Here is a 24,287-nt window from a genome sequence, read left to right as displayed (position 1 = left end):
CTGGACTTTATGCGTGCGCTGCACAAAAAGACCCAGCAGACCATCAACCTGTCGGTGCGCCAGGGCGACGAGATCGTCTATATCGACCGCGCGTTCTCCGAGCGCTCGGGCATGCAGGTGGTGCGCGCCATCGGCGGGCGCGGCCCGCTGCACCTGACCTCGACCGGCAAGCTGTTCCTGTCGGTCGACGAGCCGAAGGCGATCCGCGCCTATGCCACCCGCACCGGGCTGGCCGGGCACACCAAGAATTCGATCACCGACCTGGCCAAGCTCGAACGCGAGCTGTCGCTGGTGCGCGCGCGCGGCTATGCGCGCGACAATGAGGAGCTCGAGCTGGGCGTGCGCTGCATGGCCGCCGGCATCCGCGACGACTCGGGCAAGCTGGTGGCGGGGCTGTCGATTTCTGCGCCGGCCGACCGGCTGCAGGAGGAATGGCTGGAAGACCTGGTGGTGACGGCCAACCAAATTTCGGCGACCTTGGGGTTTACCCAGCCTTAAACCATTACATCGTCGACGTGGTCGCCATCGCTGGCTGGATCGATTCGATCCATTTGCGCATGCGGCCCACGTCCGAGGTGCGGCCGTTCTTGCCTTTGGCATCGAGGAACACCATGATGACGGCGCGCCCCTGGATCATCGCCTGCATCACCAGGCAACGCCCCGCCTCGTTGATGAAGCCGGTCTTTTGCAGGCCGATATCCCAGGCCGGGTTCGCCACAAAATGATTGGTGTTGGAGAAGTGCATCGGGCGGCCGTTGGTGGTCGACACCACCGATTTCGGATCGGTCGAGTATTGGCGCAGCAGCGGTTGCTGGTGCGCCACCATGACCAATTTGGCCAGGTCGCGCGCGGTCGATACGTTCTGGCTCGACAGGCCGCTCGAATCGACGTAGCGGGTGTCGGTCATGCCCAGTTGCAGCGCCTTGGCATTCATCGCCTCGACAAAGGAGGTCAGCCCGCCCGGGAAGTGGCGGCCCAGCGCCGACGCGGCGCGGTTCTCCGAACTCATCAGGGCGATATGCAGCATCTGGGCGCGCGTCAGGCTGGCGCCGACCTTCAGGCGCGAGCTGCTATGCTTGACGTAATCGACGTCGTCATCGGTGACGGTCAGCATCTCGTTCATGTCGAGGCCCGCTTCGACGACGATCAGCCCGGTCATCAGCTTGGTGATCGAGGCGATCGGCACCACGGCGTCCGAATTGCGTTCGAACAGCACTTCACCTGATATCTGGTCCTGCACCAGTACGGACGCGGACTTGACGTTCGGCAGGCCGAGCGCGTCGAAATCGGGCTCGTGGGGTGCGCGCGGTGCAGCGGCGACCGACTTGCGGGAGGCTTTCTTGATGCTGGCCTGCTTGATGCGTTTCGATTGGGTGGCCTTGGCGACCTTTTTCTTCGAGGAAGACTGTGCGGCGGAGGTGTTGCCGGCGGCTTCGGAGGGGGGCGCGACGCCCAGACCCAGCACGACTGCGGTACAGCTGACCATCAGGTATTTCAGAAGCATGCGCGGGACCCCTGGTGGCGATTCGATTGAGTAAAGAGTCTACCCGTCGAAGGCGATTTTTCAAACGAAAATAAGGCCATGGAAAGCATTCTTATGGCAGTTTCGCGATTGTGACGAAAGTATTCACGGCGTGATCGGCGCCGGCTTGAGGCCGAGGAAGCTCACCACATCGGCTGCGCGCGCCATCGTATCGCGATAGCCGAGGTCGATCAGCGCCCGGGTATAGGGTTTTTCGAACAACAGATAGCTGGCCAGGCCGCCACCGGCTCGCTTGGTGCCACCGATGCCGCCCAGCAGCGTGCGGATGCCGAACGGCAGCGCATCGACGTGACGCGCCGCGATATCGTCCAGCCGCTCCGACGGGGCAATCACCAGGGTTTCGATCGGTCGCAGCGGCAAGCCCATCTCGGCCATCACACGGTCCGGTACGCGACCGAGAATGTCATTCACGCGCTGCAGCTGTTCGATATCGATCATCAGCTGATCCAGGAAAATGCTGGCCAGCGCATGGCCCGCCACCTGGGCCAGCGAGGGGTAGATGTCGCCGCGCCGACGCTGGTCCTTCTCGTTCATGCGGCTGACGCCGATGATGAAAATGCGTTCTGCGCCCAGATGCACTGCCGGACTGATCGGTGCGAGCTGGCGCATCGAGCCGTCACCGAAGTATTCGCGATTGATCTTGGTGGCGGGAAAGATGAACGGCAAGGCGCTGGATGCCAGCAGGTGCTCGACCTTGAGCGGCGTGCGCGAGGCGGCGCGCTGCATGCGCTTCCAGGGCTCGATGTCCTCGCCGCCTTCGAAAAAGGCCACGCTGTCGCCCGAGGTGTAGCCCGAAGCAGTGACCGACAGCGCGTACAGGGCACCCCGGTCGATGGCCCGCTGGATGCGGCTGAAATCGAGTCGTTCGGTCAGCAGTTCCCGCAGCGGCGTGTTGTCGAGCAGCGACTTCGGGTAGCGGTCGACCGCCCAGCCAAACATCAGGGCCATCAGCCAGCGCATCCCGGTGCGCGCCAGACCGAGATTGTCGGCGCGATAGACCTGCCCGGCATGGAAGTTGCGCCAGATGTACAGCAGGTTATCGACCGCGTCGCCGAAGTCCTCGCTGTAGACACCCAGCGACACCGCATTGATGGCGCCGGCCGACGTGCCGCACAGGATGGGAAAGGGATTGATGCGCGTATCCGGCAGCAGGTCGCGCACCGCCGACAGTACACCAACCTGATAGGCGGCGCGCGCGCCACCTCCGGACAACACCAGCGCCGTCCTCGCTTGCTGCACCACGCCTCCCCTTTTGACCACGCATGCCGGTTTGACGCGGCACGCGGGTATCAGCGCACTGCGCGGGTCCTCAGCGAATCTGCCCCGCCTCGACCACGGTCAATGCTGTCATGTTCACGATGCGCCGCACGGTGGCGGTCGGCGTGAGGATGTGCACCGGACGCTTGGCACCGAGCAGTATCGGGCCGATCGTCATGCCCTCGCCCGCCGCGGTTTTCAGCAGGTTGTACGAAATGTTCGCCGCGTCCAGCGTCGGGAAGATAAGCAGATTTGCTTCGTCCCGCAATCTGGAGTTGGGGAAGATGCGGGTGCGGATGTCGATGTCGAGTGCCGCGTCGCCATGCATTTCGCCTTCGACTTCAAGGTGCGGGTGGTCGGCGTGCAGTATTTCCAGCGCGCGGCGCATCTTGTCGGCGGTCGGCGTGTTGTCGGAACCGAAGTTGGAATGCGACAGCAACGCGATCTTCGGCTCGATGCCGAAGCGACGTGCTTCTTCGGCGGCCAGCACGGTCATCTCGACCACCTGCGCGGCGGATGGATCGTAATTGACATAGGTGTCGCACAGCATGACGGTTCGGCCCGGCAGGTTCAGCAGATTCATCGTGTAGAAGCTGCTCAGACCGTCCTTCAGACCCAGCACGTTGCGCACGAACTGCAGATGGCGCGTGAAGTGGCCGAAGGTGCCGCAGATCAGGCCGTCGGCGTAGCCCAGCCGGGTCAGCAGCGCGCCGATCAGCGTGGTGCGGCGGCGTGCTTCGAGCTTGGCGTAATCGACCGAGATGCCCTTGCGTTCGGTCAGGCTGTGATAGAGCGTCCACAGCTCCTTGTAGCGCGGGTCGTTGTCCGGCGTGACCAGTTCGAAATCGACTTCCGGCCGCAGCCGCAGGCCCAGTTTCTGGATGCGCGACAGTACGACATCGCGGCGGCCGATCAGGATCGGTCGCGCCATGCCTTCGTCGACCACGTTGCGCACCGCGCTCAGCACGCGTTCGTCCTCGCCTTCGGCGTAGATGATGCGTTTCGGGTTGCGCTTGGCTTCGGCAAACACCGGCTTCATGACGAGGCCGGAGATCCACACCAGATTGTTCAGCTGCTGGCGATAGGCTTCGAAGTCTTCGATCGGGCGCGTCGCCACGCCGGAATCCATCGCGGCCTGCGCCACGGCCGGCGCGATCTTCACGATGAGGCGCGGGTCGAACGGCTTCGGAATCAGATATTCCGGCCCGAACGACAGCGGCTGTTCGCCGTAGGCGGCACGCACGATTTCGCTCTGCTCGACCTGCGCCAGTTCGGCGATGGCCAGCACCGCGGCCAGCTTCATTTCTTCTGTGATCGTGGTCGCGCCGACATCGAGCGCACCGCGGAAGATGAAGGGGAAGCACAGCACGTTGTTGACCTGGTTCGGGTAGTCCGAACGTCCGGTCGCGATCACCGCATCACTGCGTACCGACTTCACTTCTTCCGGCAGGATTTCCGGCGTCGGATTGGCCAGTGCGAAAATCAGCGGGCGCGGTCCCATGCGCATCACCATGTCGGCCTTCAGCACGCCGCCGGCCGACAGGCCCAGGAACACGTCGGCGTCGCCGATCACGTCGCCCAGCGTGCGCGCGTCGGTCACCTTGGCATAGCGCGCCTTCAGCGGCTCCATGTCTTCCTTGCGACCTTCGTACACCACGCCCTTGATGTCGGTCACCCAGATGTTCTCGACCGGCATGCCGAGCAGCACCAGCAGGTCGAGGCAGGCCAGTGCGGCCGCGCCGGCTCCGGAGGTCACCAGCTTGACCTCGCGGATGTCCTTGCCGACCGCCTTCAGGCCGTTGAGCACCGCGGCGCCAACGACGATGGCCGTGCCGTGCTGGTCGTCGTGGAAGACCGGAATCTTCATCCGCTCGCGCAGCTTGCGCTCGATGTAGAAGCACTCCGGCGCCTTGATGTCTTCGAGATTGATGCCGCCGAAGGTCGGTTCCATGCTGGCGATGATGTCGACCAGCTTGTCCGGGTCGCGCTCGTCGAGCTCGATGTCGAACACATCGATGTTGGCAAACTTCTTGAACAGCACCGCCTTGCCTTCCATCACCGGCTTGGCGGCGAGCGGACCGATCGGGCCGAGACCCAGAACCGCCGTGCCGTTGGTGATGACGCCGATCAGGTTGCCGCGCGCCGTGAGCGAACTCACTTCAAGCGGATTGGCGACGATCTCCTCGCACGCGGCGGCAACGCCCGGCGAATAGGCAAGCGAAAGGTCTTGCTGGTTGGTGAGCGCCTTGGTCGGTACGACGGAAATCTTGCCCGGACCGGGCTTGCGGTGGTAGTCCAGCGCGGCAGCGCGAATATGTTCGTCCATGATGAACAGCTAACCCTCCGATCGAGTGATACGACACGGCGGCCACGACTCACCTGGTGAGTGAGCATGGTGCAGTGCGAAAACCCCGGATTTTAGCTGTTCGGCGCGCGGCGCGGGCTGTGGTTTACCGTTGTCGGCCGCTTATCGAACATCGGGCGTGCGCCCGGGCAGGTGCACGCCTCAGATGGCGGCCTGTGCCGTCTGCATCGGCGGCGCGAACAGACCCTGCAGGCGGCGGTACTCGTTCAGTACCTTGTTCGAATACACCAGATCCGGATCCTCGACCGATCCGACATAGCGCTGCAGGCCACCTTCGACCGACCCCGCGGAACGGATGTACTCGCGCAGCACCTGTGCGCCGACATGGATGCTGATGCGCGGTTCGAGCAGCGTTGCGTCGGGGCCGTGCAACGCAAGCTTCTCCGGATGGAAGCGCGGAATGACCTGGGTCAGCCCCTGCGCACCCCACACGCTCTCAGCTGTGGGATTGAATGCAGACTCGACGGAGATCAGCGCCACCAGCAGCAGCGGATCGATGCGGTACTGCGTGGCGGCGGAATAGATATGGGGAATATATTGCTCGACCGCGGCACGGGCCACGCGATGGCGGCGCGACACCTGATCGATCAGCGCCTTCTGCTGCGCGGACAACTTCTGCCCGGACGCCGGTGCGTCGTCACGCGTCATGATGAAGTCGAGCGATGACGGCGCATTTCCGCTCGCCGGCTCGATCGCATTGATCAGCGAAAACTCGGGCAGCGACGGCATGATCTGCGGTGTCAGCCCTGCTTCCGATACGCGCAGTCCGATGAATACGCTGACCATCACGCCGACTGCCAGCAAACCGCCATGGGCGAAGTGAACGACGATGGCGAAGACGCCCTTGAAAACCGGATACAGCTTGTTCATGCAGCACTCCTTTCGAACGTCCGCATGCCACCTCGTGAGAGGTTGCGACGGATGTCTGAGGGATCCTTGTCAGGGATCGTTGCCGTGACGCGATTGAGGCACGCGTACAGGGGCTTTTCGATCGCATGATTCGCGGCATGTGGATATGCCGGAACATCTGGACAGTCTGATCAGCGCAAGGCGCTGTCGGACCACGTTGAAACAGCGGATGACGTTGTCGTGATGGACACTCATCCGGAGGGGCGACCAAGCAACCCGGCCGCGATAGTGCTGATTCAGCGGAGTTTCGTCAAGTAAAGCTTCGTTAAACGAAGTGACGGCAGGCGCCGGCGCATGACGGTTGTGCAGGCGAAAACGACCGGGACACGGGCAAAAAACCGTGGAGGCACGAAGGCCTCCACGCGAGCAGAAATCACTCAGGACGGACGCGAGCCCGTCGGGAATGGCCATGCAGCAGCCGGATTCAACGACGACTTGATGCCGGGTGTGGCAGCCGTCGACGGCGTGGCAGGAGCGGGTGCAGCCGGTGCCGGTGCCGGGTCGGACGACTTCGAAACAACCTTGGTCGCAGCGGGTGCAGCCACCTTCTTCGCAGCAGGCTTTGTTGCCGGCTTGACCGCAGCTTTCGCCGGTGCCGCTTTCTTCACAGCAGGCTTGGCCGCAGCTTTCGCCGGTGCAGCCTTCTTCGCTGCCGGCTTTGCCACCGGCTTGGCGACAGCCTTCGCTGGTGCAGCTTTCTTCGCAGCAGGCTTCGCGGCCGGCTTTGCCGCAGCCTTCGCCGGTGCAGCCTTCTTCGCTACCGGCTTGGCCACAGCCTTCGCCGGTGCAGCCTTCTTCGCTGCGGGCTTCGCGGCCGGCTTGGCCGCAGCCTTCGCCGGTGCAGCCTTCTTCGCTACCGGCTTGGCGACCGCCTTTGCCGGTGCTGCCTTCTTCGCGGCCGGCTTGGCGGCTGCCTTCGCCGGTGCAGCCTTCTTCGCTGCAGGCTTGGCGACAGCCTTTGCCGGTGCCGCCTTCTTCGCTGCGGGCTTCGCGGCCGGCTTGGCCGCAGCCTTCGCCGGTGCAGCCTTTGCCGGTGCAGCCTTCTTCGCTGCGGGTTTTGCCGCCGGCTTGGCCGCAGCCTTCACCGGTGCGACCTTCTTCGCTGCAGGTTTCGCAGCAGCTTTACTCGGGGCACTCGCCTTCTTCGCCCCCTTCTTTGCGTCAGCTTCAGCCATGACTAGTCTCCTCTGGATAACGGGAATTGACAGCACCTCAGCCCCTCCGGTGGCGGAAGGTCCGTTCACGACGGTGCGCACCCTGCGCATCGCCAGGAACACTTTCCGGCCGATGCGGATCGCTCCACACCTGCCAGCGGATCACCGATCCGCAGAACACCCGGACAACACATGCCGTCCGGATGCCTTGTTCGTCTTCGTATGCAGCCCGACGCTGCTTACGACATACAAAAGGACTAATGAAGGCAGGATCGCCCCACACCGTGAATTCCTTCGCGTGTATCGACCGCGGTCATCGCCCGGGCACGCGGAGCGGCGGTGATGATTCGCGCTGCCAACACCTGCGCGACGCATGCGGAACGGCACGGGTCGACCCGGTACGGAACAGCCACACGCACACGGTGACGACAGGGTTGGAGGGCGGATGAAATGGCCGATTGCGGTCGACCATTCCGGGTGCGGCGCGCGGGAGAGGCAAACGATTTCAACGCTGACAGGCGACACGAATCGCCGGTCAGCGTGGCGACTGACAAGAGGCTTGAAGATTTCGTCACAAGGGACTGATTCATGGGGGGAAAGTATTACATAACCATCAGGTTTTAAAGCAACAATCCACACAAAAGTCCAGATTTCTTTCCGGATTTCGACGCACGCTTCAGACGCGTATTCGTTCAGCATTGCTGACAGCGCGCCGGGCAGGCACCCGGAAACCTTTGCCGGACAAGGATCGCAGCGCACCGGCAATTTTTCACAGCACGTCATGCGAGCGATTTACAGCTGCCTTGAAAGTGTTGCGAAGCTGCCATCGATCCGCGTTGCAGAACGGTACCTGTAGTGTGCTGCCGCGCCCGGGTGACTAGATACAGCGTCTTGCACAAATCGATTTCCTGACTCAGACCACGCCTGCACTGCGCACCGCCGGGTAGCCGGCGCTGGCGGACAGGACGCGCAGAAGCGAGTCGGATTACCCCCGCCAGGCGGGCACCTGTCTCCTGCGTCGATGGTTGCGCCGCGCGCGGTCTGCAGTGCAGAGGGCAGCGGCGTCTGCGCGCGCCCCACTCCCCGGCGTGCGCCGAGATGGCCATCGGTCACGCGGCGGGGTCGCAGGCCTTCACCTGTTCGCCCGGACGCAGCGAGCGCGAGTACATCAGGCTGAAACCCGACCGCACCTGACCGACGATGCTGGAAGCACCGGGCGACAGCATCAGGCCGGCCAGCATCGACACGCCGTTGAACGCTTCGCTGTGTGAGGCGGGCAGATACGGATACGCCATCGCCAATGCAAACAATCAGATCACCCGATTGCCGAGGCGGCACGTCGCAGGCCGGAAGACGGCCCGACATCGTCAGCCAACAGATGGAACACCTTTCGCCACCGAACTTCAGACTGGCGGTTGCAGCTTCGCGCATCAACTTGATGGCCGCCTGGCCGCCGCCGGCCAGCATGCGCTCCAGCGTCGCCGGATCATGTTTGAGGTCGCGAGAATGCTGCATTCCGTGCGGGTCTTCCAATGCTGCGTTCGTCGTTCGCGTCTGCAGGAATGGCGCCCGCCCACGCCGATGCGCCGGGTCGCTTGACACGGCCACACACGCCTCGTCGGGTGCACGCAGGCGCTTCGGCCATGAAGCATGTCGACCCGCTTTACACAACCGCACAGGGCCTCCGACGCTGAGGACACGAATGAAATGTAAAACATTGATTCTTCGGAATTCGCTGCAACGCAACCATATCTGGAACGATTCATGCGTCGATTCCGGAGCGCCCGGCCGTTGCGTCGGGACATTCACTGGAGGCACTCCGGATGAGCACCCTTCCCTTCATGCGCGGCGCACTCGGGCTGCTGTTTGCGGTGTTTCATGCGAGCGCCCTGGCCGCCCCGACCCTCACCAACGGCGGCTTCGAATCCGGGCTGAGCGGCTGGACGATCGCCGACCAGGCTGGTGGCGACGGCACCTTCTTCCTGCAGTCCGGCACGCAGACACCGCTGAGCGATCCGTCATTTCCGGTCGCCGTCCCGGCACCGCCCGGAGGCAGCAACGCTGTGATGAGCGACGCCTTCGGTCCCGGCGCGCACCTGCTGTATCAGGATTTCGTCGCCAGCCCCGGCGTGGCCCTGCTCAATTTCGACCTGTTCATCCTGAATGGCGGGGGAGAATTCGAATCGCCGGACAGCCTGCTGTTCGATCTGACCGACCCCATCGGCGAAAACACGCAGAACCAGCAGATCCGGGTGGACATCCTGCTGGTCAGCGCCTTGCTCGATCCATTCAGCCTCGATCCGTCCGACGTACTTGCCAACCTGTTCATCACTCTGCCCGGCGACGTGCCGCCGGATGGCTACACGACCATCACGACAGACCTGACGGCGCTGATGGCGAGTCATGCCGGCCAGACGCTGCGGCTGCGCTTCGCGGAAACCGACAATCTGGGGCCGCTGAACCTGGGCGTCGACAACGTCCGTTTCGACACCACTACCGTACCGGAGCCCGGATCGCTGCTGCTGGTGGGCGCTGCGCTCGCCGCGCTGTACGGCGCGATGCGCCGCCGCTGAACCCGCACGTCCACCTGCTTCAGGAGGTCCCGATGTCCCGCATTCTTGATGCCGTCCATCAGTCCCCGTTCCAACCCTGGCTGCGCGCGGGCCGGATCGTAGCCGCCTGCGCGGCCTGTTCGCTCGCCCTGCCGGTGCACGCCGACACCACGCCGGTCACGCTGCTCGATCCGGCACTGCAGGTGACGACCGCGCTGGGCAGCGGCATCACACAGCCGACCGGCATCGCCTTTCTGGAAGATGCCGACAACTATCTGCTACTCGAGAAAGCGAGCGGTCAGGTCAAGCGGGTACTCAATGGCGTGCTCCAGCCCGCGCCGGTACTCGACCTGGCGGTGAATTCGGCCAGCGAACGCGGCCTGCTCGGCATCGCACTCGACCGCGATTTCCCGGCCACACCCTTCGTCTATCTGTTCTGGACCCAAAGCCAGTCCGGCGTCGATTCCACCGCCATCAGCGATGTTCCGCTGCTCGGCAATCGCGTCGATCGATTCGTATGGACCGGCAGTACGCTCACGTTCGACCGCAACCTGATCCGCCTGCGCGCCCGCCAGACCGACAACGTGCTGGTGCCCGGGCAGACCGGCGGCGCCAATTCGTCCGAGAACGGCAATCACAACGGTGGTGTGATCCGCACGGGCCCGGACGGCAAGGTCTATGTGTTCATGGGCGACCAGGGCCGTCGCGGCTGGACGCAGAATCTCGCCAACGGGCCGTTCACGCGTGCGCCTTTCGTCGACGACACCTTTGGCGGACCGTCGATCGACACGGCTCACCTATCCGGCGTGGTGCTGCGGCTGAACGACGACGGCACGGCACCGACCGACAATCCGTTCTTCGCCGCCGGCGCATCCGTTGGCGGCGACGTCGGTGCCAACGTCCAGAAGATCTTTTCCTATGGCCACCGCAACGGCTTCGGCATGGCGTTCGACCCGATCTCCGGCGCGCTGTGGCTGAGCGAAAACGCCGACGACGCCTATTCGGAAATGAATCGCGTGCCGCCCGGCATGAATGGCGGATGGGTACAGTTCGCCGGCCCGATCGGCCGCATCCGCGACTGGCGCACCATCGAGACGACCCGGTTCAACCAGTCGCTGCAGCAGGTGCGCTACCCGCCGACGCGGGCGGCCTACACGCCCGCTGCGGCGGCGTCCCGCCTGCTGATGCTGCCCGGCGCCTTCTACAAGGATCCTGAACTGAGCTGGCGCTACGAAATCGGCCCGTCCGGTCTGGCTTTCGTCAGCACCGACGCGTTGGGCCCGGCCAACAGCGGAACGCTGTGGTTCGGTTCGGCGCGTTCGTTCGGACAGGTCGGCGGCACCGGCGGCAACCTCTACCGCCTGAGATTGACCGCCTCACGGGACGCACTGGACCTCAGCGCCGACCCGAGACTGGCCGACAAGGTCGCCGACAATCTGTTCCGGTCACAGAAATTCGATGGCACCGAAAGTGAAACGCTGGTGATCGGTCGCGGCTTCGGCGTCACCGCCGCCATCGAACAGGGCCCGGACGGCAATCTGTACGTGGTGTCGCTGAGCGACAGCCGCATCTACCGCATCAGCGCCGCGGCACCCTGATGACACCTGACGACGGGCGGCCCTGCCCGCCTGTCGTCAGCGCGCCTGCGCCACGTCAATGGCTTCGGCCATCGGCTCGCCCATGCGCACGCTGCGCCCGGGCGTCCAGTCGGCGCGTGCGCGCAGCACGTTCTTCGGGAACAGCATCACCACGGTGGAGCCGAGCAGGAAGCGACCCATTTCCTCGCCGCGCGCGAGCCGGATGTCCTGGTCGTCGTAGCGCCAGTCACGCAGCGTGCCCGGGCGCGGCGGGTTGATAAGTCCGTGCCACACGGTCTGCATGCTGCCCACCGCCATGGCGCCGACCAGCGTCAGCACGAAGGGGCCGAACGCCGAATCGAACAGGCACACCACGCGCTCGTTGCGCGCGAACAGCCCGGGCACACCGGCCACCGTCGCAGGATTGACCGAATACAGCGTGCCCGGCACATGGATCATGCGCCGCAGCCGTCCGTCGCACGGCATGTGGATACGGTGATAGTCCTTCGGGCTGAGGTAGATCGAAATCGCATCACCGCCCTCGAAGGGCGCAGCCAGCGCCGCGTCGCCACCCACCAGCGCCTGCGCGCAATAGGCGTGCCCCTTCACCTGCAGGATGGTGGCGTCACGCAGCGTCACGCAGTCGATCACCGAGCCATCGACCGGGCTCACGAAGGGCGCGTCGGCCAGCGGACGCACGCCGTCGCGCAGCGCCCGGGTGAAGAAGTCGTTGAAGCAGGCGTAGTGCGTCGGGTCCGGATCGGCCGCCTCGCTCATGTCCACGCCGTACTTGCGGATGAACCACGGAATGATGCCGCGCGTCCACCGCGCGCGGGAATTGGCGACGAATTCGGCAAAACGGGTCAGCGCCTGCTTGGGCAACACATGCTGCAGCTGGACAAACAGTCGATCGTAAAGATCAGAAGACGGCATCGGACAGTCTCGTGAGGGGGCCTCGCGCGCCCCGGTGCCCTTTGCGCCATGCGATGCGCAAAAGCGTCTGACGGGCCGCCGCCTTGCGTTCAGCGGCGTATGCCCGGGTGGTGGCGCGGAGCAGCTGGCTCGCCAACGGCAAGCGCCCCGGATTTTCGGTCCCGCATATTAATGGAAGCGATCGGCGAGGGCACGCCGTTCGCACGGCCGGTGGGTGCACCTGCCGTGCATCCGGGCCGACTGGCGACACCGCGGCATTGCTCCAGAGAGACGATGCGCAACAGCCGGGTCGTGTTCAGCCGCCGCTGAGCGCCTGCACGATGATCAGTTCGCCGTCGGCGCGCAGCGGCTGCGCGAGGTCGCGCACCTGTTCGCCGTCGAAGAAGATGCGGATGTGACGGCGTATCCGGCCCTGTTCGTCGATCATGCGGAAGCGGATGCCCGGGTACTGGCGATCGAGCGCGTCGAGCACGTCGGCCAGCGTCGCGCCGGATGCCTCGGCATGAGCGCTTTCGGTGTAGGCGCGCAGGGCGCTCGGGATCAGCACCTTCATCGGACGGTTTTCCGTGCAGCGATCACGGCGCGGGCCGTTCCGCCACCTCGACCGCATAGATGTCGGGCAGGTGCTGCGCAATGCAGGTCCAGTGCGCGCCCTCGTCGGGACTGGCCCACAGTTCGCCGCTGGTGGTGCCGAAATACAGGCCGATCGTGTCCTGGCTGTCGGCCGTCATGGCCTGGCGCTTCACCGTCCACCACGCCTGAGCCGTCGGCAGGCCGGCATCGAGGCGTTGCCAGCTCGCACCGGCGTCGCGCGTGACATACACGGCGGGCCGTCCGTCCGGACTGGTGCGCGGCCACACCGATGTGCCGTCCATCGGAAACACCCAGGCGGTGTCGGCGTCGCGCGGATGCACCACCATCGGGAAGCCGATTTCGCCGACCTCGGACGGCATCGTGTCGCCGATCTTTTGCCAGCGCGTGGCTGGCCGGTCGAGCCGGTAGATGCCACAGTGATTCTGCTGGTACAGACGGTCCGGGTTGGTCGGGCACAGCCGCACGCAGTGCGGGTCGTGGAAGCTGGGTTGCGACCCGTCGAAACCTTCGACCACGTCAAGGCCGTCGATCAGCGGCGCGAAGCTGCGGCCGCCATCGAGCGATTCGTGCACGCCGCCGCCGGACATCGCGAAGTACAGATGCGACGGGTCGCGCGGGTCAACGATGATGGAGTGCAGCTTGGGGCCGTCGGGCGTGCCATCCTGTACCGTGCCCATCCATTTCAGGTAGTCCGGATCGTCGTTGATGCAGGAGAACGGCGTCCAGCTGATGCCGCCGTCGTCCGATCTGAACAGCCCCTGGGGCGAGGTGCCGGCGTACCACACGTCCGGTTCGAGCGCCGGACCGGGCGCGAGCCAGAAAGTGTGGTCTACGCTGCGGCCGGCGCCGCTCTCGGCGCGCGCGAACGCCGGCGGCCTTGCCGCTTCGGTCCAGTTGGCACCGAAATCGGTCGAGCGGAAAATCGTTGGCCCCAGGTGACCGGTTTTCGCGGCAGCGAGCAGCGTGCGGCCGTCGCGCGGATCGAGCACCACGTGGCTGATGACGTGGCCGAGGAAGTGCGGCCCGTCGGTGCGCCAGCTGCCGCGCGCCGGGTCGCCGTGATAGAACCACGCGCCCTTGCGGGTCGCGACCAGCAGGGTGACGTGACGCGTCGGGCCGGGCGGCCGAAGGCGGGTGTTTTCGGATGACATGGTGCTCTCCTCGTACAGGCGTGACGCCGATGCCGGGTCGACGAACGACGGCTGCCGATTTCGACAGCGACCGCAGCGCCTGACCGGATCATCCGCCCGACGGGGCGCGTTCGGGAAGTACGCACGGCACCGGGTTGCGCTGCGACCCGCCTCAGGACTTGAACTGCCGGGCGACAAACGCCCACACCATGCGCGACGCATCGGGGCCCTTCGCATCGCCATAGGGTTCGCTTGCAGCGCCACCGCTCCACGCATGCGCGAGCCCGGCGATGCCGATCTGCGTGACCACGGTGCGGCCACGCAGCCTGTAATCGGTCACTGTCATCGGGTGCCGCTTGCCGCGCTGCACGGTACGCGCCGCCACCGCAGAAGCCCCCGCCGCTTCGGCCCACAGTTGCGCGGCGGAATCGCCATTGCCCGGCGCGACCACCACGTCGCGTCCGCCGTGGATCACCAGCAGCGGTGGCAGCTCGACCGCCGGTGTCATCGGCGCAGCCGGCAGTGCACCTGCCGGACGCCGCCCGCGCATGGCGCCGAGTGCGCTCAGCGTCGAGTGCGCGCTGCCCGGCGGCACGCCCGAATGCATCACCAGCGCGCTGAATCGTGCCGGGTGCCGCGTGACCAGCAGCGCCGCCATGCTGGCGCCGGCCGACAGACCGGCCACGGCGATCCGTTCGCGATCGGCCGGATGGAGCGTGCACACCTGATCGATGGCGGCCATGATCAGCGCCACTTCTCCCCATGCGCGGCCGGATTGGGTGTCGAACCAGTTCCAGCAGCCCTGCGCATTGGCCAGCCGTTCCTGTTCCGGATACAGCACCAGAAAGCCCTCGCGCGCCGCGATGCGGTTCATGCGCGTACTGGCAGCGAACCCCTTTGCGTCCTGTCCGCAGCCGTGCAGCATGACCAGCAGCGGCACCCGTTCGCCGGATCGGATGCCGGCCGGACGATACAGCCGGTAGCGACGCGCACCGGCCGGGCCGATCGCCACGCCCGGCAGCCACTGCCCGGCTGCCGTGGCGCCCTTGCCCGGCGCCTTGACCCCGGTGCGTCCACGTGCGACCGGCTTGACGCGCGCGACCGTCGGCGTGACCGCCTTGAGCGCACGCCGCGTGGCCGGCAGCGCCGAGCGCTGCAAGGTCGCCAGACTGCGCGTCATGCTTTTGGTGAAGATCGAGGTCCAGCTGCGTTTGGCCATCGGTTCGGGTCCGTGTACCTGCTTGCCATGGGGTCGCGCCGCATTCCACATATACATATATGCAGGCACGGCCATCCGTCTGCTTGTACAGCATGTGCGCGCAGCCGCACCGGAACATTGCAGCAGCTCACACCTTTGCCGCACGACGTGCCTGAAACGGCACCGACCGTACGACACGCGGCGGACGCGGCCCCCGCTTCAGCCGGAACAGCGCGTCTTTCAGGCGTCTCATCCCACAGACAGCGATCGAGGATGCGCGCATGATCGGCCGCGCATCACGGCATTCCGGCCATGCCGCCCACGCCCCAACCTTCCGCCAACGCTGCAAAGCTCGACGCGATTCGCCGGGTTTCACGAAAGTCAGGTGTCGAGTGCATCACCACAGTTTCAAGACCCGGACGGCGCGCTGGACCGCATCCGCCGCATTCGTGCTGTGCACCGCATATCCAGCGGGTCGCGCCGTCGCCGCCTGCAACGGCGGCGTCACGGTCACGTCGACCATCGTGGTCAGTGCGAGCTGCGATGGTGGCAGCACCACGCCTCTGCGCATGAACACCGGCGCGAACGTGACGATCAATTCCGGCGTGACGGTTTCGAACAATTCCGGCAGCGGACGCAACGGCGACCCGGTGTCGGTGCTGTCAACCAGCACATCCGCCACGCTGACCAACAACGGCAGCATCTATACCGCCGCGCAGTGGGCGATCACGAACAACGGCACGCTCGACACGCTGATCAATACCGGCACCATCGCCTCCGGCGTCCGGCGCGCCATCGTGAACAACGGCGGCACCATCGGCACGATCACCAACACCGGCACCGTGACCGGACCGTTCGCCGACATCACGGCCTCGGGCGGCAGCATCGGCACGCTCAACAACCTGCAGGGTGCGGGCAACGCGGGCGGCGCGCTGACCTACGCCGGCGACCTGCCGACCCGCTACAACATCATCATCAACGGTCCCGGCACCTATGGCGTGCTGGCCGGTGCGGGCGTGGCCGGCGCCACGATATTCGGCATCCACGACACGTCGACCGTCGCCATCGGCACCTATTCCGGCGTGCTGACCGGGCTTGGCGCCGGCAACCTCGGCGGAGCGACCAGCGGCAGCTTCGGCGGCTTGAGCTGGACGCTGAATCTCGCCTCCGGCAGCAGCACCGTGTGGGATCTGGTGTTCGCACCGGCGGCCAGCGACATCACGAGCGGCGGCAGCTTCGCGCTCGACAGCGTCGGGGTCACGACCAATCCGGTGTTCGATGGCGGCACATTGACGCTTGCGCCGGACGACGCATCCGCCCGGGCGTTCACCGTGAACGGCAGCGGCGGCACCCTCACCACGCCGAGCGGCGGCAGCGCCACACTGTCGGGCGTGCTGTCCGGTGCCGGCGGTCTGACAGTCAACGGCAGCGGCCGACTCACGCTGTCCGGCCTGAACACCTACGCCGGCGGCACGACCATCGCGTCGGGTACGGTCGCGATCGACGGCGATTCGGCACTGGGCAGCGGTGCGGTATTTGTGGCGCCGGGCGCCGTGCTGATGGGCACCGGCACGATAGACGGCCCGGTCACCGTCGCCGGCACCTTCAAACCCGGCAACTCGCCCGGTTTCATCGCCGTGAACGCGACCGTCACCCAGACTGCCGGCAGCACCTATCAGCAGGACATCGCAGGCACCGTGCAGGCGGCCGGCACCACGCCCGCCGGATCGACCGGTTTCTACAGCTTCCTCGAAATCACCGGCGGGCAGTTCGTCATCCAGCCGGGCGCCACGCTGACGCCGCAACTGCTGAACCTGTTCGCGCCGGCCGAGCCCGGGTTCGGCAGCGCGCCGCATGTGCCCGCGCTCGGCGAGCGCTTCCGCATCATCACCGCCGACGGCGGCATCAACGGCCGCTTCACGACGCTGACCCAGCCGGCCGGGCTGGCCGCCGGCACGCAGTTCGCCGCCTTCTACGACATGGCCGGCAGCCGGAGCATCGACCTGCTGGTGATCCCCTTGTCCTACCGCACCGCACTGGCTGACGGCAACGCGAATGCCCGGTCGGCGGCCGACGCGCTCGACCGGCTGGTCGAACTGAATCTGGCCGGCACGGCGGGTGCGGCGCAAACCACCGTGCTGCAGGCGGCCGCGACGCAGGGGGCCGCCGCGCTGCCGTCGTTCGCGCGTGCGCTGGCCGGCGAAATACACGGCGCCAGTCTGGCGGTCGTTCCACAGACCACGCTGCGCCTGCAGCAGGCGGTGATGGCGCAACTGGGCAGCGCCACCGGGGTGCGCAGCAAGGCGTGGGGCGAAATGGCCTACCAGCGCGGCGACCGATCCGGCGACGACACCGCCGGCGGCTTTTCCAGCCACCTGTATCAGCTGGCTTTCGGGGCCGACACGCACACCGCCGACGGCCGCACGCTGGGCACCGGCTTCGCGCTGTCGACCACCCGGGTGTCCGCCCGCTCCGGGTCCGGAACGGTTCAGCAGGGCACGCTCTTCGTGTATGGACAGCGTCCGGTCAGCGACTGGATGCTCGACGGCATGGCCAGCTTCGGCCTGAATTCGACCGACAACTCGCGCAACGATCCGCTCGGCGGCGCCACGGCGCTCGACGTGCACGACATCCACGGCCGCGATGCGCTGGTCAGCCTGGGTATCGGCCGTGCGCACGACGTCGCGACCGGTCGCATCACACCGTACGCCCGCCTGACCTGGCAGCACGTTCGGCAGTCCGCGTTCAACGAGGGCGACAGCGCCGCCGCGCTGGGCGTGCGCCGCTTCAGCGACGACGGCCTGCGCGCGATGCTGGGGGTGACGCTTGCCTCCGCGCCGACCTTCGCCACCGCCGACCCGGCCGCACAGCGCTTCAGCTACCGCGCCCACCTGGGCGTCGGGGCCGACTCGTCGGACCTGCTGCAGCCGCGCCTGAACACCACGCTGGCGGGCATCGCGATGACCTTGCGTACGCCCGGTGTCGGGGCGACCTTCGTGCAGGCCGGTGTCTCCGCCACCGCCCGGGTCTCCGCCGATACCGTCGTGCAACTGGGCCTGGCCGGCGAAGTCCGCCAGGGTGCGGCGCTGGGCAATGTCAATCTGGACGTGATCGTCCGCTTCTGACGCACACGCCGCCTGCGGCGCGCAGGCAGCGGTTGTTTTCGCTCGATTCCGCCTCATCTATCGCAGCATGGGGCGCCCCGGCCAACCCGTCCGGGCCGGAACGGATATGCCCTCCGGCGCCTGCGCCCGCTGCCCTTGAAGGAATCGAACCATGCTCATCGTGTGTCCGCACTGCAGCACGACCAACCGCGTCGCCGACGAGCGCGTCGACGACCAACCGGTGTGCGCGCGCTGCAAGCAGCCGCTGCTGGCGGCCGAACCGTTCGCGCTGAACGACCAGACATTCGCCCGCTACGTGCAGACGACCGAATTGCCGGTGCTGGTGGACTTCTGGGCCGACTGGTGCGGCCCGTGCAAGGTCATGGCACCGCAGTACGCCGCGGCCGCCGCGCAACTGCCGCGCGTGCGCTTTGCCAAGGTCGATACCGAGGTGGCGCGAAACACGGCCGCGCAGTTCCAGATCCGCAGCATTCCCACGCTGGTGCTGTTGCGTGGCGGTCAGGAGGTCGCGCGCAGATCCGGTGCGATGAGCGCCGCGGATCTGGTGCGATGGATTCGATCAGTGGCCTGATGCAACAGCGCCGAGCACCGAAGCACGTCGTTCGTGCGTCGGCAGACCGGGTCACGGTTCCTTAACCCGTCCAAGTAGAGTTTTCCGACAGCCGGGTGAGCCCCGGAAATGACCGCACGAAATGACCGCGCGACACGTCGCACGTTCACTCGGCGACGATCACACCCTTCGTGCCCGCGTCGAAATCGGCCCACGTGTCTTCGCCGGTGAGGCGGCGATCGCCCTGGATGGTGAACAGGACGGGGCCGTCGCCGAACGCCAGCGCGTCATCGCAGCGCTTCGCCTTCACCCGCTTGCCGCTCACCCACACCCGTTCGCGACGATCGATGCGCAGCGTAGCGAAGGTCGAGCTGTCCGCGGCCCGGGCGACCCTTGCCCGGCGCAGGGCTCGGCCGGACCGGCGCCAGCGGGCGCAGCGGAGGCAATGCTCAGGCGTAAGTGTCGATCAGGTGAGTGCCGGACGGTCTGGCCGGCGCAGGTGTGGGGAGGGCCTGCAGCAGTTGCAGCGCACTGGCGGCCTGGATGTCCAGCGCCTTCTTCAGCACCAGCGTGCCAGCGGCATCGGCCACCCTCGCCTGCGACAGTGCGGTGGCGGTACTGGCAATGGCGGATACGTCCATCGATGAACTCCTTGCGCCGGAACACGGCGTGAAGTCAGGGCTAACGACCGCCGGGCTCACGACCTTGAGGATCACTTGCCGATGGTTGGGGGAAACGTTGGGCATCGCTGCGCTCACCCCAACCTACGTGTTTGATGCGACGAAGCGATGATTCTCGGGGTGGGATGTTGGGCATCGCTGCGCTCACCCCAACCTGCGTGCCGGGGCCGGGTTTGCCACCTCGCTTCATTCGTAGGTTGGGGTGAGCGCAGCGATGCCCAACACAGGCCAAGGCTCAGGCCGCATGGCGGAAGTTCGCGTGCCACGCGCCGTACTCGAGACAGCTCAGCTCGGGCTGATCGCCGCCTCAGTACCGGCTGCCGTCCTTGCGGCTGAATGCCCACCGGCCGTCGATCAGGTCGGCCCGCAGGTCATCGTCCGGGTAGCTTGCTTTGTCACCGCTGCTTCGGTCGACGATTTCCAGATAGACGACCGCCGCGGCTGTGTCGTTGATCAGGCAGTGGGCGTTGCCGCTGGCGGCCGGGAATCCGGCGCACATGCCGGGTGCCAGGCGCGTGAGTCCTTCGCCGATGCGAAGCCGGGCAGCCATGCGCAGTTCGCTGCGTACCCTTCGGCCGCAACGCAGACGACCCACTGAATCGGGCTTACCGCCAGCCGGACAACACACGCGGCGCAGCAAGCGGCAGCGTGTCAGAGCACTGCGCGTTGCCGTGTTTGACGGGTGCGTTCGCGGGTCGCCCGAAAAACATGCGCCCGTCCTCGTCACGCAGCCGGGCATGTTTTCATGGCGGTGCTGCCCGGCCGGCAGACACTTGCGCGGCCTCACGTCCGGCCTTGCGCCAGCGCCAGAAGCGCTTTTCCAGAGCGAGCAACGGTAGCCCGGCCAGCGCAACCAGCGTCGGGGAGATCCAGTCCGAGACATCGAGCGGATGGGTGTGGAACAAGGTGTTCAGCGGTGGCGCGTAGACGAAGCACAGCTGCAGCACGAGCGTGGCGGCGATACCGAGATAGACATAGGGGTTGCTGAACAAGCCGATGCGCAGCGCGCCCTCGGTCAGCGACCGGCAGTTCAGCAGATACGCACACTGGAAGAGAATGATCGTCGTGACGGCGACAGTCTGCGATTCGCTGCGGGCGAGTTCGGGCGAAATGCCGGCACTCAGGTCGGCGTGATATTCGTAAAGGAAGAGCCCCACCGCGCCGGCCGTCATCAACGAACCGACCAGAAAGGTACGGAAGATCAGCAAGGGCCCGAGCAGCGGTTCGTCCGGCGAGCGCGGCGGCCGCTCCATCAAGCCGGGTTCCCGCGCCTCGAACGCCAGCGGCAGTGCAAGCGCAATCGCCACGACGAGGTTTACCCAAAGGATCTGCACCGGCTCGATCGGCATCAACAGACGCCCGTCGACGATGGGGAAGAACAGCACGGCAACGAGGATGATCATGGCCTGGCCGAGGCTGGTCGGCAGGATGAAGGCCAGCGACTTCAGCAGGTTGTCGTAGACGCGGCGGCCTTCTTCGACCGCGGCACTGATCGACGCGAAGTTGTCGTCGGCGAGCACCATGTCGGCCGCCTCCCGGGCCACCGCCGTGCCGCTGACGCCCATGGCGACTCCGATTTCAGCCCGTTTCAGCGCCGGGGCGTCATTGACCCCGTCACCGGTCATCGCCACCACCTGGCCATCCGCCTGCAGTGCCTTGACGAGACGCAGCTTGTGTTCGGGTGCCACCCGTGCAAAGACATGCGCATCGCGTGCCAGCGCGATCAGATCGTCATCCGACGTCGTCTCGATCTGGCGCCCGGTAACGACCTGCGCGCCGCCCCCTTCGTCGTCGAACAGACCGAACAAGGTCCCGATCGCCCGCGCGGTGGCAGGATGATCGCCAGTCACCATTTTCACGACGACGCCGGCACGCTGGCATGCGCGGACGGCGTCGATCGCCTCATCGCGCGGTGGATCGACCATGCCCACCAGCCCAAGAAAGCGCAGTTCGTGTCGCCATGCGGCGCCTTCGAGACGGGTCATGTCCGCGGCCAGCCCGCTCGCAACACCCAGCACGCGCATCCCCCGTTCGGCGAGCGCATGCACAGCCTCCTGCGCAAGGTCGAGCTGCGGCGACTGACCGTCGGTCGTCGAACACAACCTGGCCACCACCTCCGGCGCCCCTTTCACGCAGACCAGCTGCCCGCCCTCCGGCGTGGCATGCAAGGTCACCATGTACTGCCGCTCCGAGTCGAATGGAATCTCGTCCAGCCGCGGGTGCGCCGCGCGCAGCGTGTCCTCGTCGAGCTGCGCCTTGCGCGCGGCAACGATGAGCGCGCCTTCGGTGGGGTCGCCGACGATTTTCCAGCGGCCTTCATCGTTTTCCAGCGTGGCATCGTTGCACAGCACTGCCGTGCGCAGCAGTTCGGTCGCCGCGGCTGACGCCCGGGGCGTCAGCCCGCCGTCGGCGCACAACTCGCCTTCCGGCGCATAGCCGGTTCCGGTGAGCTCCAGCGCGCCGGCCTGCGTGCGCAGCGCTTCGACAGTCATTTCGTTGCGCGTGAGCGTTCCGGTCTTGTCGGTGCAGATGACAGTCGTACTGCCCAGCGTCTCCACCGCCGGCAGGTGCCGGATGATGGCCTGACGGCGCGCCATGCGACGGACCCCGATCGATGAAGCGATCGTGATCACCGCCGGCAGACCTTCGGGGATCGACGCGACCGCCAGCGTAATCGCCGCCAGCGCGCTGTCGAGCATCGGATACTCGCGCAGCAGGCCGATGACGAAGATCAGCGCCGCGACGATGACGATGCCGATCGTGATGGCGCGGGCAAGTCGGCCCAGCCGTCGCGTCAGCGGCGTCTCCAGCCCGGACGTTTCGCTCAGCAGTTGCGAAATGCGGCCGAGTTCGGTGCCGGCGCCGGTGCCCGTCACGACACCCTTCGCCGTGCCGGCGACGACCAACGTGCCACCGAATGCCATCGAGCGCCGATCACCCAGCACGGCATCGGCTTCGACCGGCGCCTCGTGCTTGCCGGCCGGAACCGACTCGCCGGTGAGCATCGCTTCTTCCACCTGCAGCCCGCTCACCTCGAACAGCCGCACGTCGGCCGAAACCTGATCGCCCGGCTGCAGCAGCAGCACGTCACCCGTCACGATTTCATGCGCGGGCACCGCAGTGGCGTCGCCGTCCCGAGCGACAGTTGCCTGCTGCGGCATCATCCGGCTCAGCGACTCGATGGCCTTGCTCGCGCGCATCTCCTGCACGAAACCAACCAGCGTGTTGATCACCACCACGGCCAGCACGACCAGCCCATCGGTGACCTTGCCCATCAACACCGCAATCAGACCCGCCGCAATCAATACGTAGACCAGCGGGTCGAGCAGTTGGCGCAGCAGAATCTTCAGCGCGTTGCGGCGCGGTCCACGTTCGATCAGGTTCGGGCCGTTCGCGCTCAGCCTGGATTTCGCTTCGTCCGATGACAAGCCCGCCTCCGAGCTGTTCAGCGTACCGAAGACCTCTGCAACTGCTACTGCGTGCCACGACAGCGGAAGATCACCGGCCGTCATGCCCGGCCGGGCGCTTTCATCGGATGTCATCGATATCGCACCGTCACGGTTCCACCCCGGATTCGCACTTCACGATGGTGACCGGTACGGCGGCTTGCTGGAGCACCGCCTGCGACACGGAACCCAACAACAACCCGCGAAGTGCCCCCATGCCGCGGGCCCCCATGAAAATGCCGGTGCATTCATGTCGCTGTGCAAGCTCGACCAGCTTGGCGGCCGGCTCACCCGAACCGATTTCCCGCTCGAAGGGCACGCCGGCCGCTTCGAACAGCGCTTCCGCTTGCGCCAGCGCACGCGAACCCACCGCCCCGCTGACGCGTTCCAGCACTTCGGCATCGGGCGCGAGCATTTCGTACAGGTAAGTCGGCTCCTGCACGGTCGCCAGCACGAACTCGACACGCAAACCGTCCCGCACGAATTCCAGCCCGTAACGCGCCGCGCACAGCGCCGATGGCGAACCGTCGACCGCGACAAGTATTTTCATATCGATGCACTCCATGACCGAATCGAACCTCCGCTCACCCGTCGCCGACGCGCACGTTGGTCGATTCCAGCGTTCGATTATGCCTTCAAGGGCAATGGTGGTCTGCCGATGTAGCGGCGCAGCCGGACATCAGGCAGCCGGGCGTCAGGTTTTCCGGAAGGCATCCGGTGTCATGCCCATGACACGCATGAAGAACTTGAGGAATTGGTGGGCTCGGAAAAGCCCAGTGCCTCACCGATGGTCGTCGTCGATGCCGCGTGACATCCACGCTGCACGGAAGGCGATTTTTGAACGAATTGCTGCAGCGCTTTCTGGATTGAAGAGTCGAGCCGATGGCAGGAAGATTGGCAGGGCGCGGCGGACGTTGGGCATCGCTGCGCTCAGCCCAACCTACGGGGTCGACGCGGCGGCGCGACGATTGGTGGGGGGCGGTGTTGGGCATCGCTGCGCTCACCCCAACCTGCGGGGTCGACGCGGCGGCGCGACGATTGGTGGGGTGCGGTGTTGGGCATCGCTGCGCTCAGCCCAACCTACGGGGTCGACGCGGCGGCGCGATGATTGGTGGGGTGCGGTGTTGGGCATCGCTGCGCTCACCCCAACCTACAGGGTCGACGCGGCGGCGCGATGATTGGTGGGGGGCGGTGTTGGGCATCGCTGCGCTCACCCCAACCTGCGGGGTCGACGCGGCGGCGCGACGATTGGTGGGGTGCGGTGTTGGGCATCG

General features: G+C 66.1%; 21 protein-coding genes. 6 read left to right on the top strand and 15 right to left on the bottom strand.

Features of this window, described 5'->3' with window-relative positions; translation table 11 throughout:
* Window positions 1-498, top strand: a 498-nt coding sequence (locus tag Q8Q80_RS09160) for an IclR family transcriptional regulator (protein WP_305632622.1), incomplete at its 5' end; no start/stop codon positions are given.
* Between the two features lie 4 nt (window positions 499-502).
* On the opposite strand, the gene pbpG is transcribed toward Q8Q80_RS09160, so the two are convergent.
* The 4 genes from pbpG to Q8Q80_RS09140 all read right to left on the bottom strand — a co-directional run bounded on the left by pbpG (window position 503) and on the right by Q8Q80_RS09140 (window position 6,035).
* Entirely contained in the window at window positions 503-1,504 is a 1,002-nt protein-coding gene (gene pbpG, locus Q8Q80_RS09155) for a D-alanyl-D-alanine endopeptidase (protein ID WP_305632621.1), read from the bottom strand.
* Between the two features lie 123 nt (window positions 1,505-1,627).
* Entirely contained in the window at window positions 1,628-2,755 is a 1,128-nt protein-coding gene (locus Q8Q80_RS09150) for a patatin-like phospholipase family protein (RefSeq protein WP_305632623.1), read from the bottom strand.
* 97 nt (window positions 2,756-2,852) lie between these two features.
* Entirely contained in the window at window positions 2,853-5,126 is a 2,274-nt protein-coding gene (locus Q8Q80_RS09145) for an NADP-dependent malic enzyme (protein ID WP_305632620.1), read from the bottom strand.
* A 180-nt stretch (window positions 5,127-5,306) separates the two neighbouring features.
* Entirely contained in the window at window positions 5,307-6,035 is a 729-nt protein-coding gene (locus Q8Q80_RS09140) for a transglycosylase SLT domain-containing protein (RefSeq protein WP_305632619.1), read from the bottom strand.
* Window positions 6,036-6,368: 333 nt separating this feature from the next.
* On the opposite strand from Q8Q80_RS09140, the gene Q8Q80_RS09135 reads away from it, so the two are divergent.
* A complete protein-coding gene (locus tag Q8Q80_RS09135; protein ID WP_305632618.1) occupies window positions 6,369-7,571 on the top strand; it encodes a hypothetical protein in 1,203 nt (400 codons plus the stop codon).
* A gap of 766 nt (window positions 7,572-8,337) precedes the next feature.
* Here the strand turns inward: Q8Q80_RS09135 and Q8Q80_RS09130 are convergent.
* The gene (locus Q8Q80_RS09130) at window positions 8,338-8,538 is read right to left on the bottom strand and encodes a hypothetical protein (RefSeq protein ID WP_305632617.1); all 201 of its coding nucleotides are present in this window, start codon (window positions 8,536-8,538) and stop codon (window positions 8,338-8,340) included.
* Between the two features lie 513 nt (window positions 8,539-9,051).
* Between Q8Q80_RS09130 and Q8Q80_RS09125 the strand changes: the two genes are divergently transcribed.
* Both Q8Q80_RS09125 and Q8Q80_RS09120 read left to right on the top strand, forming a co-directional pair.
* Entirely contained in the window at window positions 9,052-9,801 is a 750-nt protein-coding gene (locus Q8Q80_RS09125; RefSeq protein WP_305632616.1) for a PEP-CTERM sorting domain-containing protein, read from the top strand.
* 32 nt (window positions 9,802-9,833) lie between these two features.
* Window positions 9,834-11,378 carry a sorbosone dehydrogenase family protein gene (locus tag Q8Q80_RS09120; RefSeq protein WP_305632615.1) on the top strand — a complete coding sequence of 515 codons (1,545 nt, stop codon included), beginning with the start codon at window positions 9,834-9,836 and terminating at the stop codon, window positions 11,376-11,378.
* Between the two features lie 36 nt (window positions 11,379-11,414).
* Here Q8Q80_RS09120 and asd read toward each other — a convergent pair whose 3' ends face one another.
* The 4 genes from asd to Q8Q80_RS09100 all read right to left on the bottom strand — a co-directional run bounded on the left by asd (window position 11,415) and on the right by Q8Q80_RS09100 (window position 15,233).
* Entirely contained in the window at window positions 11,415-12,290 is an 876-nt protein-coding gene (gene asd, locus Q8Q80_RS09115; protein ID WP_305632614.1) for an archaetidylserine decarboxylase, read from the bottom strand.
* A 295-nt stretch (window positions 12,291-12,585) separates the two neighbouring features.
* On the bottom strand, window positions 12,586-12,843 hold the full coding sequence (locus Q8Q80_RS09110) for a MoaD/ThiS family protein (RefSeq protein WP_305632613.1): 258 nt from the start codon (window positions 12,841-12,843) through the stop codon (window positions 12,586-12,588).
* 22 nt (window positions 12,844-12,865) lie between these two features.
* The gene (locus Q8Q80_RS09105) at window positions 12,866-14,035 is read right to left on the bottom strand and encodes a glycosyl hydrolase (RefSeq protein WP_305632612.1); all 1,170 of its coding nucleotides are present in this window, start codon (window positions 14,033-14,035) and stop codon (window positions 12,866-12,868) included.
* A gap of 151 nt (window positions 14,036-14,186) precedes the next feature.
* Window positions 14,187-15,233, bottom strand: coding sequence for a PHB depolymerase family esterase (locus Q8Q80_RS09100; RefSeq protein ID WP_305632611.1), 1,047 nt, complete (start codon window positions 15,231-15,233; stop codon window positions 14,187-14,189).
* Between the two features lie 428 nt (window positions 15,234-15,661).
* On the opposite strand from Q8Q80_RS09100, the gene Q8Q80_RS09095 reads away from it, so the two are divergent.
* Window positions 15,662-18,337, top strand: a complete 2,676-nt coding sequence (locus Q8Q80_RS09095) for an autotransporter domain-containing protein (protein WP_305632610.1) — start codon at window positions 15,662-15,664, stop codon at window positions 18,335-18,337.
* 151 nt (window positions 18,338-18,488) lie between these two features.
* Window positions 18,489-18,908: a thioredoxin TrxC gene (gene trxC / locus Q8Q80_RS09090; protein ID WP_305632609.1), complete on the top strand. Its 420-nt coding sequence runs from the start codon at window positions 18,489-18,491 to the stop codon at window positions 18,906-18,908.
* 145 nt (window positions 18,909-19,053) lie between these two features.
* On the opposite strand, the gene Q8Q80_RS09085 is transcribed toward trxC, so the two are convergent.
* The 6 genes from Q8Q80_RS09085 to Q8Q80_RS09060 all read right to left on the bottom strand — a co-directional run bounded on the left by Q8Q80_RS09085 (window position 19,054) and on the right by Q8Q80_RS09060 (window position 23,935).
* Window positions 19,054-19,212, bottom strand: coding sequence for a hypothetical protein (locus Q8Q80_RS09085; RefSeq protein WP_305632608.1), 159 nt, complete (start codon window positions 19,210-19,212; stop codon window positions 19,054-19,056).
* Window positions 19,213-19,336: 124 nt separating this feature from the next.
* Window positions 19,337-19,528 carry a YjfB family protein gene (locus Q8Q80_RS09080; protein WP_305632607.1) on the bottom strand — a complete coding sequence of 64 codons (192 nt, stop codon included), beginning with the start codon at window positions 19,526-19,528 and terminating at the stop codon, window positions 19,337-19,339.
* Window positions 19,529-19,874: 346 nt separating this feature from the next.
* Window positions 19,875-20,117 carry a hypothetical protein gene (locus tag Q8Q80_RS09075; RefSeq protein ID WP_305632606.1) on the bottom strand — a complete coding sequence of 81 codons (243 nt, stop codon included), beginning with the start codon at window positions 20,115-20,117 and terminating at the stop codon, window positions 19,875-19,877.
* 193 nt (window positions 20,118-20,310) lie between these two features.
* Window positions 20,311-23,109 carry an HAD-IC family P-type ATPase gene (locus Q8Q80_RS09070; RefSeq protein WP_305632605.1) on the bottom strand — a complete coding sequence of 933 codons (2,799 nt, stop codon included), beginning with the start codon at window positions 23,107-23,109 and terminating at the stop codon, window positions 20,311-20,313.
* A gap of 13 nt (window positions 23,110-23,122) precedes the next feature.
* Complete coding sequence (locus Q8Q80_RS09065; RefSeq protein ID WP_305632604.1) at window positions 23,123-23,563, bottom strand: universal stress protein; 441 nt, start codon at window positions 23,561-23,563, stop codon at window positions 23,123-23,125.
* A gap of 231 nt (window positions 23,564-23,794) precedes the next feature.
* Window positions 23,795-23,935 (bottom strand): hypothetical protein, encoded by a 141-nt coding sequence (locus tag Q8Q80_RS09060; protein WP_305632603.1) that lies wholly within the window; start codon window positions 23,933-23,935, stop codon window positions 23,795-23,797.
* Between the last annotated feature and the right edge of the window lie 352 nt (window positions 23,936-24,287).

This window comes from Methyloversatilis sp., from assembly GCF_030698125.1.
GTDB lineage: Bacteria > Pseudomonadota > Gammaproteobacteria > Burkholderiales > Rhodocyclaceae > Methyloversatilis.
This window is presented reverse-complemented; position numbering and strand designations above follow the sequence as displayed.

Bases quoted from the DNA above. Each gene is read 5' to 3' on its own strand.
- Q8Q80_RS09070 (WP_305632605.1), bottom strand. From the start codon at position 23,109: ATGACATCCGATGAAAGCGCCCGGCCGGGCATGACGGCCGGTGATCTT.
- Q8Q80_RS09125 (WP_305632616.1), top strand. From the start codon at position 9,052: ATGAGCACCCTTCCCTTCATGCGCGGCGCACTCGGGCTGCTGTTTGCG.
- Q8Q80_RS09110 (WP_305632613.1), bottom strand. From the start codon at position 12,843: ATGAAGGTGCTGATCCCGAGCGCCCTGCGCGCCTACACCGAAAGCGCT.
- Q8Q80_RS09075 (WP_305632606.1), bottom strand. From the start codon at position 20,117: ATGGCTGCCCGGCTTCGCATCGGCGAAGGACTCACGCGCCTGGCACCC.
- Q8Q80_RS09135 (WP_305632618.1), top strand. From the start codon at position 6,369: ATGACGGTTGTGCAGGCGAAAACGACCGGGACACGGGCAAAAAACCGT.
- Q8Q80_RS09105 (WP_305632612.1), bottom strand. From the start codon at position 14,035: ATGTCATCCGAAAACACCCGCCTTCGGCCGCCCGGCCCGACGCGTCAC.
- Q8Q80_RS09060 (WP_305632603.1), bottom strand. From the start codon at position 23,935: ATGCCCAACGTCCGCCGCGCCCTGCCAATCTTCCTGCCATCGGCTCGA.
- Q8Q80_RS09120 (WP_305632615.1), top strand. From the start codon at position 9,834: ATGTCCCGCATTCTTGATGCCGTCCATCAGTCCCCGTTCCAACCCTGG.
- asd (WP_305632614.1), bottom strand. From the start codon at position 12,290: ATGCCGTCTTCTGATCTTTACGATCGACTGTTTGTCCAGCTGCAGCAT.
- Q8Q80_RS09140 (WP_305632619.1), bottom strand. From the start codon at position 6,035: ATGAACAAGCTGTATCCGGTTTTCAAGGGCGTCTTCGCCATCGTCGTT.
- pbpG (WP_305632621.1), bottom strand. From the start codon at position 1,504: ATGCTTCTGAAATACCTGATGGTCAGCTGTACCGCAGTCGTGCTGGGT.
- trxC (WP_305632609.1), top strand. From the start codon at position 18,489: ATGCTCATCGTGTGTCCGCACTGCAGCACGACCAACCGCGTCGCCGAC.
- Q8Q80_RS09100 (WP_305632611.1), bottom strand. From the start codon at position 15,233: ATGGCCAAACGCAGCTGGACCTCGATCTTCACCAAAAGCATGACGCGC.
- Q8Q80_RS09065 (WP_305632604.1), bottom strand. From the start codon at position 23,563: ATGAAAATACTTGTCGCGGTCGACGGTTCGCCATCGGCGCTGTGCGCG.
- Q8Q80_RS09145 (WP_305632620.1), bottom strand. From the start codon at position 5,126: ATGGACGAACATATTCGCGCTGCCGCGCTGGACTACCACCGCAAGCCC.
- Q8Q80_RS09080 (WP_305632607.1), bottom strand. From the start codon at position 19,528: ATGGACGTATCCGCCATTGCCAGTACCGCCACCGCACTGTCGCAGGCG.